At 38.6% G+C, this 17,514-nt stretch carries 18 protein-coding genes; 8 read left to right on the top strand and 10 right to left on the bottom strand.

Annotated elements, in window-relative coordinates; translation table 11 throughout:
• Positions 1–21: 21 nt before the first annotated feature.
• Both ACHWSC_RS22480 and ACHWSC_RS22475 read right to left on the bottom strand, forming a co-directional pair.
• Entirely contained in the window at positions 22–948 is a 927-nt protein-coding gene (locus ACHWSC_RS22480) for a polysaccharide deacetylase family protein (protein ID WP_075991938.1), read from the bottom strand.
• 271 nt (positions 949–1,219) lie between these two features.
• Positions 1,220–1,762 carry a hypothetical protein gene (locus ACHWSC_RS22475; RefSeq protein ID WP_120334733.1) on the bottom strand — a complete coding sequence of 181 codons (543 nt, stop codon included), beginning with the start codon at positions 1,760–1,762 and terminating at the stop codon, positions 1,220–1,222.
• A gap of 211 nt (positions 1,763–1,973) precedes the next feature.
• Between ACHWSC_RS22475 and ACHWSC_RS22470 the strand changes: the two genes are divergently transcribed.
• Positions 1,974–2,549: an NADPH-dependent FMN reductase gene (locus ACHWSC_RS22470; RefSeq protein ID WP_394678252.1), complete on the top strand. Its 576-nt coding sequence runs from the start codon at positions 1,974–1,976 to the stop codon at positions 2,547–2,549.
• 33 nt (positions 2,550–2,582) lie between these two features.
• Here the strand turns inward: ACHWSC_RS22470 and ACHWSC_RS22465 are convergent, their stop codons facing one another.
• Together ACHWSC_RS22465 and ACHWSC_RS22460 are read right to left on the bottom strand one after the other, a co-directional pair.
• Positions 2,583–3,449, bottom strand: coding sequence for an aminotransferase class IV (locus ACHWSC_RS22465; RefSeq protein ID WP_088161006.1), 867 nt, complete (start codon positions 3,447–3,449; stop codon positions 2,583–2,585).
• A 19-nt stretch (positions 3,450–3,468) separates the two neighbouring features.
• The gene (locus ACHWSC_RS22460; RefSeq protein ID WP_088161005.1) at positions 3,469–4,515 is read right to left on the bottom strand and encodes an RluA family pseudouridine synthase; all 1,047 of its coding nucleotides are present in this window, start codon (positions 4,513–4,515) and stop codon (positions 3,469–3,471) included.
• A gap of 18 nt (positions 4,516–4,533) precedes the next feature.
• Here ACHWSC_RS22460 and ACHWSC_RS22455 point away from each other — a divergent pair, with 18 nt between their 5' ends.
• From ACHWSC_RS22455 to ACHWSC_RS22425, 7 genes are all read left to right on the top strand, one after another.
• Positions 4,534–5,481, top strand: coding sequence for a 1-aminocyclopropane-1-carboxylate deaminase/D-cysteine desulfhydrase (locus ACHWSC_RS22455; protein WP_394678251.1), 948 nt, complete (start codon positions 4,534–4,536; stop codon positions 5,479–5,481).
• Between the two features lie 188 nt (positions 5,482–5,669).
• Positions 5,670–6,233, top strand: a complete 564-nt coding sequence (locus ACHWSC_RS22450; RefSeq protein WP_120334736.1) for an NADPH-dependent FMN reductase — start codon at positions 5,670–5,672, stop codon at positions 6,231–6,233.
• A gap of 78 nt (positions 6,234–6,311) precedes the next feature.
• Positions 6,312–6,890, top strand: coding sequence for a DJ-1/PfpI family protein (locus ACHWSC_RS22445; protein WP_075991932.1), 579 nt, complete (start codon positions 6,312–6,314; stop codon positions 6,888–6,890).
• A gap of 9 nt (positions 6,891–6,899) precedes the next feature.
• Entirely contained in the window at positions 6,900–7,277 is a 378-nt protein-coding gene (locus ACHWSC_RS22440; protein WP_075991931.1) for a hypothetical protein, read from the top strand.
• 247 nt (positions 7,278–7,524) lie between these two features.
• Positions 7,525–9,594 (top strand): polyphosphate kinase 1, encoded by a 2,070-nt coding sequence (ppk1, locus tag ACHWSC_RS22435; protein WP_394678250.1) that lies wholly within the window; start codon positions 7,525–7,527, stop codon positions 9,592–9,594.
• A 124-nt stretch (positions 9,595–9,718) separates the two neighbouring features.
• Positions 9,719–10,399, top strand: coding sequence for a M15 family metallopeptidase (locus ACHWSC_RS22430; protein WP_394678249.1), 681 nt, complete (start codon positions 9,719–9,721; stop codon positions 10,397–10,399).
• Between the two features lie 2 nt (positions 10,400–10,401).
• Entirely contained in the window at positions 10,402–11,292 is an 891-nt protein-coding gene (locus ACHWSC_RS22425; RefSeq protein ID WP_394678248.1) for a helix-turn-helix domain-containing protein, read from the top strand.
• On the opposite strand, the gene ACHWSC_RS22420 is transcribed toward ACHWSC_RS22425, so the two are convergent.
• The 6 genes from ACHWSC_RS22420 to ACHWSC_RS22395 all read right to left on the bottom strand — a co-directional run bounded on the left by ACHWSC_RS22420 (position 11,275) and on the right by ACHWSC_RS22395 (position 17,016).
• Positions 11,275–11,982, bottom strand: coding sequence for an HAD family hydrolase (locus ACHWSC_RS22420; RefSeq protein ID WP_394678247.1), 708 nt, complete (start codon positions 11,980–11,982; stop codon positions 11,275–11,277). The genes ACHWSC_RS22425 and ACHWSC_RS22420 overlap by 18 nt on opposite strands.
• A 1-nt stretch (position 11,983) precedes the next feature.
• Complete coding sequence (locus ACHWSC_RS22415) at positions 11,984–12,973, bottom strand: lysylphosphatidylglycerol synthase transmembrane domain-containing protein (protein WP_394678246.1); 990 nt, start codon at positions 12,971–12,973, stop codon at positions 11,984–11,986.
• The gene (locus ACHWSC_RS22410) at positions 12,966–13,916 is read right to left on the bottom strand and encodes a CDP-alcohol phosphatidyltransferase family protein (RefSeq protein WP_394678245.1); all 951 of its coding nucleotides are present in this window, start codon (positions 13,914–13,916) and stop codon (positions 12,966–12,968) included. Before ACHWSC_RS22410 ends, ACHWSC_RS22415 begins: the two co-directional genes overlap by 8 nt.
• Positions 13,897–14,781 carry a hypothetical protein gene (locus ACHWSC_RS22405; protein ID WP_227550282.1) on the bottom strand — a complete coding sequence of 295 codons (885 nt, stop codon included), beginning with the start codon at positions 14,779–14,781 and terminating at the stop codon, positions 13,897–13,899. Before ACHWSC_RS22405 ends, ACHWSC_RS22410 begins: the two co-directional genes overlap by 20 nt.
• A 13-nt stretch (positions 14,782–14,794) precedes the next feature.
• A complete protein-coding gene (locus ACHWSC_RS22400) occupies positions 14,795–15,505 on the bottom strand; it encodes an NDP-sugar synthase (RefSeq protein WP_394678244.1) in 711 nt (236 codons plus the stop codon).
• 182 nt (positions 15,506–15,687) lie between these two features.
• On the bottom strand, positions 15,688–17,016 hold the full coding sequence (locus tag ACHWSC_RS22395) for an inositol-3-phosphate synthase (RefSeq protein WP_046675789.1): 1,329 nt from the start codon (positions 17,014–17,016) through the stop codon (positions 15,688–15,690).
• Positions 17,017–17,514: the final 498 nt, after the last annotated feature.

Below are 17,514 nucleotides of genomic sequence, written 5' to 3'. Positions count from 1 at the left end.
TATTTAGAGAGATAGCTGTCATTATTGCGGATAATTCCGCACAAATTCAAAACGATAGTTTGGATGTTGTTTGAGACTATCGATCAAATCCGATAATAGCCGCTGTCCTTTTTTCGTTTGATACATATTGTCATGTGTCAATAGCACAACATTGTTTTTCGTATAAGAGGTACCTTTACGGAGTAAATTCTTCATTTGGGTATACAATTGATTCACCGATAGGTCCGGTTTCCCTGTAACACCATTTATCTTCCACTCACAGTCCCAACCAATTACTTTATAACCATTCTGATGTAGTAACTCGGCTGTCGAAGCCCCACTTTTCAAATCAACTTTTTTACGGTCTCCGATATACCAGATATTTCGTCCCGGCAACCGAACTATTTTATGGGTTAATCCCAGCGATTGCTCAGCAAGTTCAAAATCTTCAAAAGCCGTCTGCGGATTCGAATAGAAAGTACTGTATTTATTGTGCGCATGCCAGTAGCTGTGGTTGTAACAATCCACTAAAGGATTATTCTTATAACGTTCTGTAAAACTGTGTAATTTTTTACTCATTTTATCATGATTGCCAATCAGAAAAGCATTAATTTTGATGCCTTTCGCTGTCGCAATGGAATCAAGGTGCTGGCTTCCATTCAGTGGACCATCGTCAAAAGTGAGATAAATATAACGTGGAGAAACAGTATCAGTCAACAATACGGTCGTATCTTTAGTCCCTTTATAGTCCACATTTTCTTCCATTTTTGTAATGGTGTCTTTACGCAGCGAATCCACTTTACTTATCGAATCTTGCACAGCAAGCAAACTATCCTTTTTTGGCGGCATAGAGTCAACAGCTCCCACATTTTGCACCTTATTTGTCCCACTTTGATTGCAGGAGTAAAATCCAAAAATAGATATACTTAACCCTACCCATACAACACCCGAATTAACCAGTTTTCTCATCACAAAAATTAACTTACACATTACAATTATTTCTCACAAACTCAAAATCATCTAAAATAAGCGGATCTCAGTCCCGTGTAGCGCAAAATTAATATATTTTTCATTAATCAAGCTGTTATGTTATTTAATTTATTGTGCATGTACACTAAAAGCGTCATGATTCCGCAAGCACCCGAAGCTACGAATGCAAACAGCCTTTTATTTCTGGCCAAAAAAAAAGGAACCTATATGTATATAGATTCCTTTTTTATCATGTTATTCAACTACTCGATTAATCTCTATGTCTTCCTCCGTGACCGTTACCACGCCCATGTCCGTTTCCATGCCCCTGGTTATTGCCACGTCCATGTCCATTTCGGCTATCGTATCGACGGCTTTCTCCCCATGAATGTTCGCGCCTTACACTACGTTCGCTGGCAAATGAATACCCACTACCACCGTGGTGGTTGTCACGGATGGATACTTGTCTTCCACGGTAACCGCCATAACGGCTTCTATACCGATCGTGGTGATGCCATGGTGTGCGATCGTTAATAACCACTTTATGAGCCCGATAAAAATCGTAATGTCTGTATCTCCTCGGTAAACTTGCTCTTCTTATCCAGCCGCCATTATCATAATAAACGTAACATCTCGCGGGTACATCGTAATACATATTGTATTCTGGAATATAATAATAGCGGGCATAATCATAACCTGCTGGGCCCCAGCTAGGCTGACTCCCAATATTGACACTGATACTGACTTGCGCTTGTGCAGCTCCCGCTGTAAAAAGGCCTGCAATAATCGCAGCCGCGTAAAACAATTTTTTCATAAGTAGCTCCTCCCTCTAGTTTGTAATTTCTTCTTTACAATACGACAACAAACAGTGTGCAAAAGATTAATGTTCAAATGTTAATTTTTGTTAACACAACAATAAGAATCTCATTTTAAACAGGTTAAATACAACATGATTGATAAAAAACCGCAAACTTTTTAATAGGATCAGTTGTTCAGATCATACAGACTTTAATGAACTAAAAACAATGAGCATATATAACGTAGGAATATTGGTTGGTAGCTTACGAAAGGAATCTTACAACAAAAAAATTGCGCAGTTTATTCTTGAGCAAGAGGAATCTAAATTTGGCTATCGCATAATCGATATCAGCGAGCTTCCCCTATATAATCAGGATGTTGACGATGTAGGAAATCCTCCTCCGAGCTATGTGCGGTTTCGGAAAGAGGTCGCGTCCCTGGATGCTGTACTTTTTATTACTGCAGAGTATAATCGTTCCATTCCTGCAGTTTTAAAAAATGCGATTGACGTGGGTTCAAGACCCTATGGAAAAAATAAATGGGATGGTAAACCTGGAGCAATAATTTCTTCATCAACGGGAGTTTACGGTGGCTTTGGCGCCAACCACCATTTACGTCAATCACTGGTCTTCGTCAATGTCTTAACGATGCAGCAACCCGAAGCTTATTTGGGTAGTATAACAACATGTATTGGACCCAACGGGACTATTGAATCACAAAAAACCAAAGATTTTCTACGCAGCTTTAAAAATGCCTTTGAGCAATGGGCTGAGCGAATTATACATACAAAAGGGCAGGATTAAATCCTGCCCTTTTGTATGTATAATGAAATTATTCTAGTCCTGTTCATCACTGACGTCATAGTTCCAATGTTGTAATTTTTCCTGCAAGATCCGCGATATCTTATTGAAATAGCGCTTTTGCTTATAGCCCATTACCCATTGTACGCCCTGTACAGCATTGGTACAGAAAATCTCATCCGCCCGTTTCATGATTTCGGGGCTTATCTGTGCCTCAACCACTTCTATACCTTCATCCTGTGCCATGTCCATGACTACCCGGCGCATTACTCCTTCAATACATCCTTCGGATAACGCTGGTGTATAAAGTACCTTTTCGTAATAGACAAAGATATTTGAAATCAAGGATTCACATAGATAACCTTCCTGATTTAGAATCAATACATCATCAAAAGCCATTTTCTTTTTATAAATGCCAGCCAACACATAAATCTGCGCATTTAAAGATTTAATCTTTGAAAGATCGCTATACGGTTTTTTGAATTCATTGTAAAGTCCAACAATCAAACCGACCTTCTTATCGCGAAGATTGGGTTCTATGCGCTGCACCTGCAAAACAAAACCAGGTTTATTACTCGTTGGACTATACAATCCACCTCCAGATCTAAACACGATCAATCGGATACGAACCTGCTGCCCCAACATATTGTTTTTACGGATTAACTCTTCGGATCTCGATCGAATAAAAAATTCATCGAATAGATTCGCATCATCCAAATGAATCAACTCCATTCCTTTCTGTAAACGCTCGACATGAAAATTTAGAAAGCGGATATCACCATCCTTATACAGCATCGTTTCGAATAATCCATCCCCATAACGGAATCCTCTATTCTCAATACTAAATATTTCCTGATCTTCCGGCACTACACTGCCATTGAAATTGATATAGTTTGTTGGCATCTTAATTTTGTTCTAAATTTTAATCATTTTCTATAGCCATTGAATTTGCCGCATATCCGCGCCACTTTTCTAAAGCTAAACGAAAATCTTCTGGAAATGGTACCTCAAAATACATATTTTCTTTTGTAGAAGGATGGATAAATCCCAATACTTGTGCATGAAGTGCTTGTCGCGGCAGTAATGAAAAACAGTTATCCACAAACTGCTTGTACTTTGAAAATACGGTACCTTTTAAAATCTTATCTCCACCATACATTGCATCATTAAATAACGGATGACCAATAGATTGCATATGCGTACGAATTTGGTGTGTACGTCCTGTTTCTAACTGACATTCAATTAAAGTAACATAGCCCAGTCGCTCCAAAACGCTGTAATGTGTCACTGACCAACGCCCTTTATCTTCGCTATCATACATGGCCATAATGCGTCTGTCTTTTAGATGACGTCCAATATAACCTGTAATTGTTCCATCCTCTTTTAAATCACCCCAAACTAATGCAATATATTTACGGGTAATGCTGTGATCGAAAAACTGTTTTGCCAAAAAGGCCATTGATTTTTCATTTTTAGCAATAACCAATAGTCCGGAAGTGTCTTTATCGATTCGATGCACTAAACCCGGGCGATCGGAGTTTCCTGGAAGCTGTGGCAGCTGCTGGATATGATACGTTAATGCATTTACCAAGGTTCCCGTATAATTATTATATCCTGGATGCACGACCATACCCGCCTCTTTATTCACAATCAGTACGTCGTCATCCTCGTATTTGATATCCAATGGAATGTTTTCTGGATAAACTTCATTATCCCGTGGTGGATCAGGTAGCACCAATGTAATCACATCATCAGGTCTAACCTTATAGCTCGCCTTGATCTCCTTACCGTTAACCATGACAGAACCTGCTTCAATAGCATGCTGAATTTTGCTCCGCGTCGCATTTTCCACCCTGTTCATCAGGTATTTGTCAATGCGGAGTAATGCTTGTCCCTTATCCACCTCAATACGTAGATGCTCAAATAATTCTTGTTCTTCCTGATCTTGCGATCCAATTTGTTCTGTCATGCTACAAAAATAAACCAAATGAAACAATTTTCGTTAAATTTGTTTTCATTTAATGTTATGTTGCCCTTCAAAATCCATAGCCCCGAAACTGAATTGTGCCTCCCAGCCTGGGAGAAGAAGCATATTAAAGTAACACTTAAGCGCGATGACCTCATACATCCGTTTATTTCAGGCAATAAATGGCGAAAGTTAAAATATAATCTGGAAGAAGCCCTGCAGCTTCAGAAAAATCATCTTGTTACATTTGGAGGAGCATGGAGCAACCATCTTTTAGCTACCGCTTGCGCCGGAGCTACCTTTAAGTTTAAAACAACCGCTTTTGTTCGAGGTGAAGAAGGGGTTAACAACCCTGTTTTAGCAATGTGCCGCCTTTTTGGGATGCAGCTCATTTACGTCGACCGCGAATCTTACCGAGATAAAGAAAATTTATACAACAGCTATTTTGGTCAGGATCCAACGACGTTCTATATACACGAGGGTGGTTACGGCATGCTAGGAGCAAAAGGTTGCTCCGAACTCGTTGATGAACTCCAACATGAATACCAGCATATTTTTACCGCCTGCGGCACAGGAACAACATTAGCTGGAATAGCCAATGCGATAGAAAAACGAGATCTATTTACCCGCGTACACGGCATACCTGTTTTAAAAAATGGAGGCTTTATTCAGGAGGAAGTCGATCAACTTTACCCCGACATCACGCCTCCTATTTTACATCTTGATTATCATTTTGGTGGTTATGCAAAATCCAATACCGACTTACTCGCCTTTGTTCAGCATTTTATAGCTGCGACAGGAATCATGATCGAACCCACCTATACCGGCAAATTACTTTATGCCGTAGATGATCTGATAAAAAGGGACTACTTTACCCCCGCAGATCAGGTACTCGTTATTCATACTGGCGGACTTACAGGCCTGCTTGGTATGTACGAACGTTTCAATTTTATTGATCTACATCAATAAATACGCGAGAACGCCGTACAGAGACATTTGATTGACATTTATTCAGCAATTATATCGTAAGTTTGACCAGATTTTAAAATAAAACATAGCGAAAACATGCGAAAATCATGATTTTCTAAAGGTAACAACGAGGTCAGTATGGGGTAGTTTTGCCCCTATTCAACACCTCATAAATTAATGATATAAAGATGAAAATATTAGCATTTGCAGGAACAAGCAACAGAAATTCAATCAACAAAACGTTCGTCACAAGTACTTCCAAATACTACAAAGAAGCAGACGATATCATCGAATTGCTAGACTTAAACCATTTTGAAATGCCTATCTATTCTTACGACAAAGAAGTCGAGTTGGGCATTCCACAGTTGGCACATGACTTTGCTGCTAAAATGGATGCAGCAGATTTCCTTTTGATTTCCTTGGCCGAACACAATGGTTCATATACTACAGCTTACAAAAATATTGTTGACTGGGTTTCGCGTATTCCTAACCGCAAATTATTCAATGGCAAGCCTGTTTTCTTATTGGCTACTGCACCCGGTCCAATGGGAGGTGCCACCGTATTGAACACTGCTGTAAACCGAATCACTTGGGATGGCGCCGATATATTAGACTCCTTCTCCCTTCCTGAATTCCACAAAAACTTTGAAGAAGGTAAAGGTATTATCGATCCCACTTTAAGAAGTCAATTAGAAGCTAAAGTACGTAAAACAAAACGTGCACTTGCCGAAAAATTAGCCGTGCAAGGTTAACAAAAGATTAACAAATAATCGTTGTGAATACCTCTTTTAATATGTAAATTGAAAACCTATTAAAAGAGGTTTTTTGATATGGCAAAAAAAATATTACTACTTGTAGGAGACTTTGTAGAAGATTACGAAGCAATGGTTCCATTTCAAGCAATGGGTTCAATAGGATTAACGGTAGATGCAATTGCTCCGGACCGCAAAAGCGGAGATGTAGTCCCCACAGCAGTGCATGATTTCACTGGTGACCAGACTTATAAAGAACTGCGCGGGCACAATTTCGCAATCAATAAAGATTTCGACCAGGTCAATGTCGAAGATTATGACGGTTTATATATTGCGGGAGGACGATCGGCAGAATATATTCGACTCAACAAACGTGTTTTGGAGATTACAAGACACTTCTTTGAGCACAATAAGCCTGTGGCAGCAATATGTCATGGCATTCAAGTGTTGACAGCTGCAAAAGTACTCGCAGGTCGCACTTTGACAGCTTATGTTGCTGTGGGTCCCGACATTGAACTAGCGGGTGGCACATGGAAAAATATCCCTGCGGATCAAGCGGTGGTAGACGGCAATTTGGTCACCTCTCCTGCTTGGCCAGGACACCAGGCAATTTTAAAAGAGTTTTACAAATTATTAGGTATAACAATTACAATTTAAGTATTTTTAATGAAGAAGAATAAAAGGCTATGGCTTTTGGTCATACCGATTTTAGTGCTGTTGGGTTTTATTTTAAAAGATAGTTTCAATCAGAAAAGTATTGAAGATCTACCGGGAGGTTTTAAGGAAGTCGCTTTCGTCAGAAATGAACAAAATAAAGGTGGTATCATACGCATTTATGCCGTTACTGTAGGCGACCTGTTGAATGCGGATTATTCTGCCTGTCTTGATTTAATGCCTGTTAATGATTATGGAAGTACAACAACCGTGTATTTCTTCGATCGAAGTGCTCCTTATCCGACAAGCTTGTCAATTGACACGCCACATTTTGACACGACGAAATACAAAGCGATTCAAATTTCCAAAAAATACGGAAAGAAGAAATAGACGAAACCAAACATAATGACATATCCCCCAAAGTCCGAATAGACCTTTGGGGGATTTTTTTTGCCATGCAGTGCAGCACCTTGTAGCGGTTATTTCCAGGAAAGAAGAGCAGTGTCAAAAATGCACCTTTAAAACTACAGTCTACACACATGAACAAAAAATAACTTAATAATTCTTTAACACAAAAAAGTTCGATTATCCCCTGTAGAGCTATAGTTTTGCTTTTTAAATTTACGTATATTTAGCTATGGCGAAAAAATTTATTCCTAGAGACGTTAGTTGGTTGAGCTTTAATGGCAGAGTACTTCAGGAAGCTGCGGACGAGACGGTCCCTTTACCCTTAAGAATCAAATTTTTAGGTATATTTTCCAATAACCTCGATGAATTTTTCCGTGTACGTGTTGCAGGTCTAAAACGGGCTATAGACCTGAAAGACAAAAGTGCCAACCAATCCTTCTACGAAGACCCACAGCTCATATTGGAAGAGCTCAATATCCGGGTAATCAAGCAGCAAAAGAAATTTGACAGTACGTGGAATCGTATCCAAAAAGATATGGCCAAACAGAATGTCTATATTAAGACCAGTGAGGAACTGAATCCCGAACAACAAAAGTTTGTGAGCGACTATTATCAGGATGAGGTCGAATCGAACGTCATTCCTTTGATATTGGACGATATACGACCTATGCCCTATATTCGGGATAAGAGCCTTTACTTGGGTATTGCGATGGGAAAACAGGAATGGCAGTATGAAACCAAATTTGCACTCATCGAAATCCCGACCAGTCAAAATGGACGCTTCGTACAATTACCTTCGCCAAAAGATGAAAAGCATATTATACTTTTGGAGGATGTTATCAAGTTTAATCTTCCATTAATATTTTCCTATTTCGGTTTTGATGTATTCAATGCACATGTCTTTAAAGTAACAAAAGACGCCGAATTTGACATTGACAATGATATCAACACGACGCTGGTTGAGAAGATAAGCAAAGGGGTAAAAAACAGAAGAAAAGGTAAACCTACCCGGTTTATTTTTGATCAAGAGATGGACCATAAATTGGTAGAATTCCTGATCAAGAAACTTAACCTTTCAAAAAAAGACAGCATCATTCCAGGACAAAAAATACATAACTTTAAACACTTCATGGATTTTCCCAATGTGTTTAAATGCTACAATCAGCCCTTGGAACGAACGTCCTTTCCACATCCATATTTCAAAAACTACGAACGTGTAACGGATACTATATTAAAAAAAGATGTACTGCTCTCCTTTCCATATCATGAGTTTAGACCGATCATCGATTTACTTCGGGAAGCAGCAATGGATCCCGATGTAAAAACGATCCAGATTACGGCATACCGTTTAGCCTCGAGTTCAAAAATTGCAAATGCCTTGATTAACGCAGCCCGCAACGGAAAGGAAGTCACTGTGATGCTTGAACTTCGTGCAAGATTTGATGAAGAAAACAATTTGGACTGGAAAGAGAAACTTGAACTCGAAGGCATTAAAGTACTTACCGGTATCCCAAATAAAAAGGTCCATGCAAAACTATGTGTGATAAAAAAACGTATTGGGATGAAAACGATCCAATATGGTTTTGTCAGCACAGGAAATATCAACGAAAAAACGGCGAAATTATACGGAGACTATTGTCTCTTAACGAGTAATAGGGATGTTATTGCCGATATAAATAAGGTTTTCAATTACCTGAGACGGCCCAAATCAAATCCGGCTGACATTATCAAAAATTGTAAAAGCCTTTTGATCTGCCCAACCGATATGCGTAGAGAACTTCTGCACTATATCGACCAGGAAATTACCGAAGCAAAGGCTGGCCGAAAAGCATACATCATTGTCAAGGTAAATTCACTCAGCGATAAAGAGATGATTAAAAAGCTCTATGACGCAGCAACAGCTGGTGTCAAAATAGATCTTATTATCCGGGGAATCTACTGTGCAACAAATCAAAAAACGTTTAAATTGCAAATGAACGCCATTTCAATCGTAGATGAATATTTGGAGCATGCACGTGTAATGTATTTTTATAACGCTGGTCGAGAGCAGCTATTTATTTCCTCAGCGGACTGGATGACAAGAAACTTGGATCATCGTATTGAAGCCGCGGTAAAAATAACAAGCAAAAAAATCAAGGAGGATTTAAAAGAAATGCTTCAAATCCAGCTCAAAGATAATGTCAAAGCGCGGATACTCAATAATTCCCTGAGCAATCATTACGTCGAGAATAAAGAGGCACCATGTCGCTCACAGATAGAAATATACAATTACCTGAAAAAAAAAATAGCTGATCACTAAGCGCATGTCTATCGGACTGGTAGCAAATTGCTCCATAAACCCAACTGGGTTTTATACCTATGGATACAGACGAGAATCACCGTTTTTATTATATTAATTAAGACACAAGTTGTATCTTCATTCCATGAAATTCAACTTGTGTCTTACATTTGGCTTAAGCCTTTTCACACTTTGCCTCCGTGGGCAGGAAAAGATCATGCCTTCAGATTTTGTATACGTCAAGGACATTATCCCCACGATAAGCTTAGAAATGCGTTATTTTGGCAGTCACAACTTCACCGGAAGGCCGATTAAAGGTTATGAAAAACCAGTCGCTATTTTAACTAAACGCGCAGCGCTAGCACTACAGCAGGTCGAGAACCATTTAAATAAAAAAGGTCTTGGCTTGAAAATATTCGACGCCTACCGCCCGCAACGTGCTGTTGACAACTTTAAAACATGGTCCTTAAACACCAATGATACAATTGCAAAAAAGGAGTTCTACCCGCTTATCAATAAGAAGAATTTGTTTAATCTAGGCTTTATTGCCTCCAAATCGGGCCACAGCCGGGGCAGTACAGTAGATCTAACGCTCATTAACTTAAAAGATCAAAAAGAGATTGACATGGGTGGACCTTTTGATTTTTTCGGTGCAGTCTCACATCATCAATACGCGAATCTGACAGCCCAACAGAAAGAGCACCGAAAGATCTTAAAAGAAGCGATGGCTAAATTTGGCTTTAAAGCTTATGATAAGGAATGGTGGCATTACACCTTGCAAGATGAACCCTATCGTAAAACCTATTTTGATTTTATCGTAAAATAAACATGTCTGTAAAGGAAACTCCCATCGAAAACAAGGGCTTTTATGTCTTTCATTTTAAAGGCAACAAATCAAAACCCGTCTTTAGTTCAGAGCAGCAGCACATTTTATCAAAAGGTGAGCTCTATTCACTCTGTTTAATAAAAAAAGGTGAAACTTCCTTCATCATTAATAATGAACGGATACAAGTTGCTCAAAATCAGCTATTGTTAACCAATCCTTCTTCGCGAGTTAATGGCTCTTCGGTCGTCAAGTCTTGGGATTGTGAGGTTTATTTGATTTTCTTTACGCTGGATTTTAGCTTCAAACTGGATTTCCAGGAAGATTTCTTCGAGGTCACCAAAAAGTCTCTTGCCTTAAATGACAGCTACATCTGGTCACTATCGAACCAAGATTCAACGAACTTATCCAATTTATTTAAACAGTTTATTCATTACGATCGACAAGGGGCTAGCTATCTTTTCAAAAATCAGATCATAAAGTCATTAACGGAAATATTATTTTGCGAAATAGCCCGTCTAGGAAGCCAAAATATGCGAAATACACCAGCTATTCCCTCTCGAAAAAGAGAGATACTTGCCAATTTCCATTTGCTCCTCAAAAAGTCGTTTCATAAAGAACACATGGTGCAATTTTATGCGATGGAACTTGGTATCACAGCGAAACACCTATCCGTAATTACGAAGGAACTAACCGGAAAATCAGCGATAGAACTTATTCAGAACGTCTTAGTGGAGGAAGCAAAATCGTTACTTTGCCAGGGGCTTTCCATCGGAGAAATTGCGCTGAAATTGCATTTCTCGGATCAATCTTTTTTTGGTAAATTCTTTAAGCGAAATGTTGGAATCTCGCCTAAAGAATATCGTCAGAATCTTTATTTAAACAAAGTCGATTAAATCAAAGATACTTGTAAATTGCTGGTCTGCAGCTGAAGTATCTTGCAATTTATCCTCGCCCCAAGTCTGCCCTTTCAACCATAAGGTCTGGCATCCAACTTCTTTGGCAGGCACCATATCTTTACTATAGGAATCACCCACAACCAATACCTCTTGCGCAGGAAGACCTATTTTAGTCACACCTAAAGCATAAATTGCAGGATCAGGTTTGCGTACACCGACGACAGCAGACTCCACAACAGACTGAAAATAAGGTAGGATAGCAAAATCGTCAAGTACTGATTTTAAATTACCATAAAAATTGGACACCATGACAATTGGATATTTTGCATGAAGTGAATTTAACAGTGGTTTTACCTGCTCAACTGTATTCTTTGCCAGCGAATAACCGTCAAAGGCTATTTTATGAGCTAATGACCGATCTAGGTCGTACCCTGCAGCAATAAGATAATCAAATTGTACATTGAGCTTTGCTTCAAGTACTTCTAAAAAATTAAACTGCGGTTTAATGATAGGCTGTAAAGCCATCTGACGTTCCGCGTAGGTATAGGCCTCCTGAAAAGCGTTCAAATTTACAGGAACCTGATATTTTTCATAACCCGACCAGATAACAGCTCCCCAGTGGCCCCCGTTAGTGTCTAAGGTTCCACCATAATCAAAAATAATCCCTTTAATATTAAACTTATTCATGTTATTTCTTTTTTACTAAACTCATCCACCCCAAACCGATCATAATCCAGACAATTTCCCTAATTCGTGTCACAACACCCATAAAAATACCGACTTTCGCAGGCAATCCTATACTCATCACAGCCATTGCTAACCCACCTTCCCGCGTTCCCAATTGCATTGGAAAGAAAAAAACAAGATTGGCAAATAAGGAAGATCCTGAGCTAATGATCATAGCATCAATAAAATCAATATTGATATCTAAGGCTAAACCAATAAAATAAATCTCAAAACAGCCCACAACACGTGCTACAAATTCCCAAAAAAGGGCCGTATAGAAACGATCGCGACGATTTTGAAAAAGGTTTTTCACCTGCTCATCGACGTCATTCAACGTTTCATACTTCGTCTCCAGTAAATGACCAACTTTCTTGCCTACCAAAGGTAGTTTAGACAAAGCCTTCAATAGTGAAACTGTAATTCCCTTCTTATAAAATTTCGTAAATAGCCAAGTACAAATGATAGCCATCACAAAAATCACAGCACAGGCCACATCAACCATTGTACTTGCCGGCACGAACCAAAGAATTAGAAAAACAGAAGCGACCCAAAATAAAATATGCGACAAGATATGCATGACACCGTATAATAGCACGGAAGAGCCTGCCTTCGAACCACCGACATAGTTTTTAAGCTCCATAATACGATAAGGCTCACCACCTAACGCAACAAATGGCGTTATATAATTAATGGCATACCCCGATATTGTCAACTGTAAGACCTTCCAAAAGGGTACGTCCGTCTGTGGCAATTCGGGTTCCTGAATAATTGCCTTAAATGCCATTGCGTTCATCCAGTAGAGTACTGCCCAGCTACCGAGGACGGGCAAAAACCACCAGCCAATTTTTTCGAGGTTGTTCCAAATCTCATCAATTCCCATTGCTTGAATCATATAGGCCAGTGTACCTATACCGATTAGCATAAAGAGTACTTTATAGATCTTACTACCCATAGGTTGGATCATTTGTTAATTTATCAACAAAATAACCACTTACCTTTTCTTGTCGGTTACACATGTATATCAATATCGGGTTTAGGACAAACATGTCAAAGAAAAAGTAAATCCAAGGCTGACCGATAAACAACCAGACAAATAGGAAAATCACCCTTGTATTGAACTGTACAATATTTGTATACTTCATCAATGGTTTATTTTGAGTTCTAAAGTCGACCATCAATTGTTTTGGCAATTCATCTTTATAACGATTCTTCACAATATGCAGCAGCTTTTGCAGTTTTGGAGAAAGCTTTTCCTGGTTTCGTGTATAGCCCATGTAGCCATTCAATACAAATTTGCTGAAAAAATTCTTGCGCCAAGACAACGCGTCATAGTCAACTTTCAAATCACGTGTATTGTCCAGCTCACTTCCAGCTTTACCCTTTATAAAATACAAATGCACATTACGATAATAATCAGCCATTGCCGACTGAAGCATATGCGATACACCTGCAAGTACACAGAATACCCATAGCCATTGTGGCCATCCTTCATTAATACTACGTAAACAGATCGCAATATGAATAGAAGCAAACCAAAAATCTCCAGCAAACCCATCCAAGATACGACCAAAGCGACTTTTATTGTCTGTCATTCTTGCCAGCTGTCCATCAGCACTATCTAAAGAATTGGCAAAAACCAATAAAAGCATGCCAATCACATTAATCCATAATGCAGGGTAATAGAATAAAATACCCGCCGCAACGCCAAAGAAAATACTAATAATTGTCACAGCGTTGGGTGTAATACCGATTTTGGCACAGACTTGCGCGATGCGATAACCTATAGGTCGATAAAACCAAATATCAATTCGCTCTTCTGTATCATTAGATTTTAAAGATTGTTCGAATGCACTCAAATTATCTTCTTCGATTACATTAACTTGTTCTTTCTGCATTGTGGTTCTTTTCAGTAAATTTATGGTAAACCATTTGAGCAATGGCCTCAGCAGCCTCTGCCCGACATGGCGCAAAACTTGGCCAGTCGTTTAAGTCAATAATATGGAAGTCTCCATTTGCATCAATAATCACATCGCCGCCATAGATATGTACATCCAGGACTTCCGCAGCACGATTGGCAACTTCTTTTAGATTGTCGAGATCAAAAGGAAAATGTACTACCTCGTCATTAATTTGTTCATACAAATCATATTTGTGATGATTGTGTTCATATGGGTAGAAATAAAAGAAGAAATCCGTTCCCCGCACTGCATAAAACTTGAGTAAATCTCCGGCAAGATGTTCAGAAATCACAGCCTCTTTAATCCCACGAAGTGCATATTCATTCAAGATATGTTGCGCTTCTTTCAGACTTGCAGCAAAGGTAACATCTTCCTTATGAATCGCATGAAAATCGCCACGTTTGATCCATACACCCTTTCCTTTCAGTTTTTCAAAAATAGATTGGATATCTGCAACGGTAGAGATCACGATACTCTTCGGATAAGGAACTCCACCTTCTAAAAGCTTAAGGGTCATGTTTTTCCGAAAGCAATTTTCAATTCCAAATCCTGAATTCAAAACATTGATTCCATTATTTTGAAGAGATTGCAACTTTTTCACTAAAGTCTTCGTTCTCCCCATAGTCAGAATATTATCCTGCTTCACGGATGGTGAAGACAAAAATTCATCTTCATTACATACCTCCACCGAAGCACCTTTTTCAGTCAGTTTTAAAACTACTTCATTAAATATAGCGGCATCATTCCCCACATGGTTGGGTGAAAAGCGATTTTTTCGAGTTACGCCTAAAATAGAAATCATATCGCTCATTTTACTAACTAACCTCCTCACTCAAAAATTGTTCCGCGACGACACGATCTTTTAAATGATCAATATCGACCACCTTGTCAAATACAAATGCTTCTACTTGTAAATCGTTTTCCAATAAAGCACGCTGAAAATTACGCATTCTGGAATTACCGGCTTCAACGGAGCTTAATGCACAATTCATAGCTGCTTTTCGGAAGCAATAAATTCCGCCAGAAACATACTTCGTTTCTGCGGTCGCTGTATCCAAAAAAGCTTCCACCAAAAGCTGCGAATTTGTGTTCACATAGAGCGGACTCTCATCGTCGACAAAAGGAGTGACTGCCATAAAAGCATCTGCATGTTGATGTTGCTGGAATGCTTCCAAATAGGCATGAAATTCATGTGGTCTAAAAACCGTATCTGTTGTTGTCAGACAACAGGACGACCAATCGGGGTTATTTTTGACAAGCAAGGCAAAACTATGCAATGAACTTGCAGTATCTTCCTCTATTAGCACAATAGGTAATTCAAACGTTGTTTTTTCCAAAAACAATTTCAGCTCTGGAGATTGTTTATTGATGATAACATGAACTCTTTGCGCCCCTTCTTTAACAAACACGCGAATCAATCGCTCAATTAATGGAACTCCATGTAATGGTAGCAAGGGTTTCGGTAAATTAAATCCCTCTTTTCGCAATCGAGAACCTTCTCCCGCCGCTATAATTGCAAATTCCATTTCTTTTAATTGCAAAATAAAATCATTTATAAAAAAGCAAAACCCCCGTCACTATCTCAGCGTTCGTAAGCGCAAAAGTCTACAGAGGGTTATATCACAAATCTTCAATATCGTAAAGATTTTGAAGAAAAAGGGGAAAAACTGTTTTTAAACAATTGTTTCCCCTCTCTTATTAAGGTAGTTTATTGAATACTATCTACTAGCTCCTGGTAATAATCCAATCCCAAATGTGTGATTAAATCTTCACCCATAATGTGGCGCAATGTATTTTGCAATTTCATCAATTGTTTGAAGATATCGTGTTCAGGAGGTAATCCCGGAGCTGTTTGAGGAGATTTCAAGTAAAATGATAACCACTCTTGAATACCCGACATACCCGCACGTTGAGCCAAATCAATAAACAAAGCTAAATCCAACGCAACTGGAGCAGCTAAAATTGAATCGCGACACAAGAAATTGATCTTAATCTGCATTTTGTAACCCAACCAACCGAAAATATCGATGTTATCCCAAGATTCTTTATTATCGCCATGTGGAGGATAATAGTTGATACGTACTTTATGATAAAGATCACCGTATAACTCAGGGTTCTTTTTCGCATCCAGAATTTCTTCCAATACCGATAATTTAGAAACCTCTTTTGTTTTGAAATTTTCAGGATCATCTAATACTAATCCATCCCGGTTACCTAAGATATTCGTCGAAAACCAACCTTCAACACCCAAAGCTCTCGCTTGAAGACCAGGTGCCACAATTGTTTTCATCAATGTTTGGCCTGTTTTAAAGTCTTTACCTGCAATTGCTACACCGTTTTCATGCGCCAACTCAACAATAGCTGGAACGTCACATGTTAAATTTGGTGCACCATTTACATACGGAGCTCCCTCTTTCAATGCCGCATAACAATAGATCATACTTGGTGGAATACGTTGATCATCATTGTCTAGTGCTTCCTCTAATTTAGCTAAAGTTGAAAAGGCTTCGTTTGTTTCAATATAACGCTCAGTAGATCCACACCATACCAATACAACACGGTCTAATCCGTTTTTCTCTTTAAATTCACGAATATCACGTTGTACTGCATCTGCCAATTCACGGCGAGTTTTTTCAGATTTGATGTGCGTTCCGTCCAAATTTTTCACAAAATTACGGTCAAACACAGCTTTCATTGGTTGGATTGCCTCCAATTCGGCCTTAACAGCATCCAATTGGCCTTGCTCCAATACCTGTGCTTTTGATGCAGCCTCGTATACGTTATCCTCATATACGTCCCATCCACCAAAAACAACATCTTCCAATTTTGCTAAAGGGACGAAATCTTTAATTAATGGATTTCTGTTCTCAGTGCGTTTACCCAGACGGATTCTGCTCAATTGAGAAACAGATCCGATTGGTTTTGAAAAACCTTTGTTTATAGATGCCACACCAGCGATTAATGTTGTAGCCACAGCACCTAATCCCGGAATAAGAATACCCAATTTTCCATTGGCATCTTTCACTTGTTGTCCCATATTAATTCTATATACTTAAATTGTTATTTAATTGATGTATTATGATAAAATAATTCTTAAAATTAGCTTAAAAAAACATATTTCATACCACCCCGCACTTAATTTATAAAATCGTGACAAATACCGATACAAACCCCATTCGAAACCTAAAGAAATAATCTGAAAATGAATTATTATTTAGTGTTCTACTAATCCATCTGATTGAAATTTAACGTTTTTAGCTAAAGCTGTTAACCCAAAAAATAATTCTCCTTAATTTTACTCAATATATTAAGATTCGAAAACTAATCCAAATTCAATCCAAAAAAAGTTTTTCTTTCTCAAAAATTGGTCAATTTTTCTTTTTCTATTCGCTATAAATATGACAATAAAATTGGAAAATGGTTTTAGTAGCACTAACTTTAGCCTAAAATCTAAATACAGGCAATGAATCTATCGTTCAATTTATAAACTAGCAGCTGTTGATCCGCTCATTGTAGCTGGAGAAATAGTCTGCCA

Origin of the sequence: uncultured Sphingobacterium sp. (genome assembly GCF_964277905.1) — a bacterium.
Taxonomy (GTDB): Bacteria; Bacteroidota; Bacteroidia; order Sphingobacteriales; family Sphingobacteriaceae; genus Sphingobacterium; species Sphingobacterium siyangense.
The sequence above is the reverse complement of the archived record's forward strand: the minus strand, read 5'-3'. Positions and strand labels throughout refer to the sequence as shown.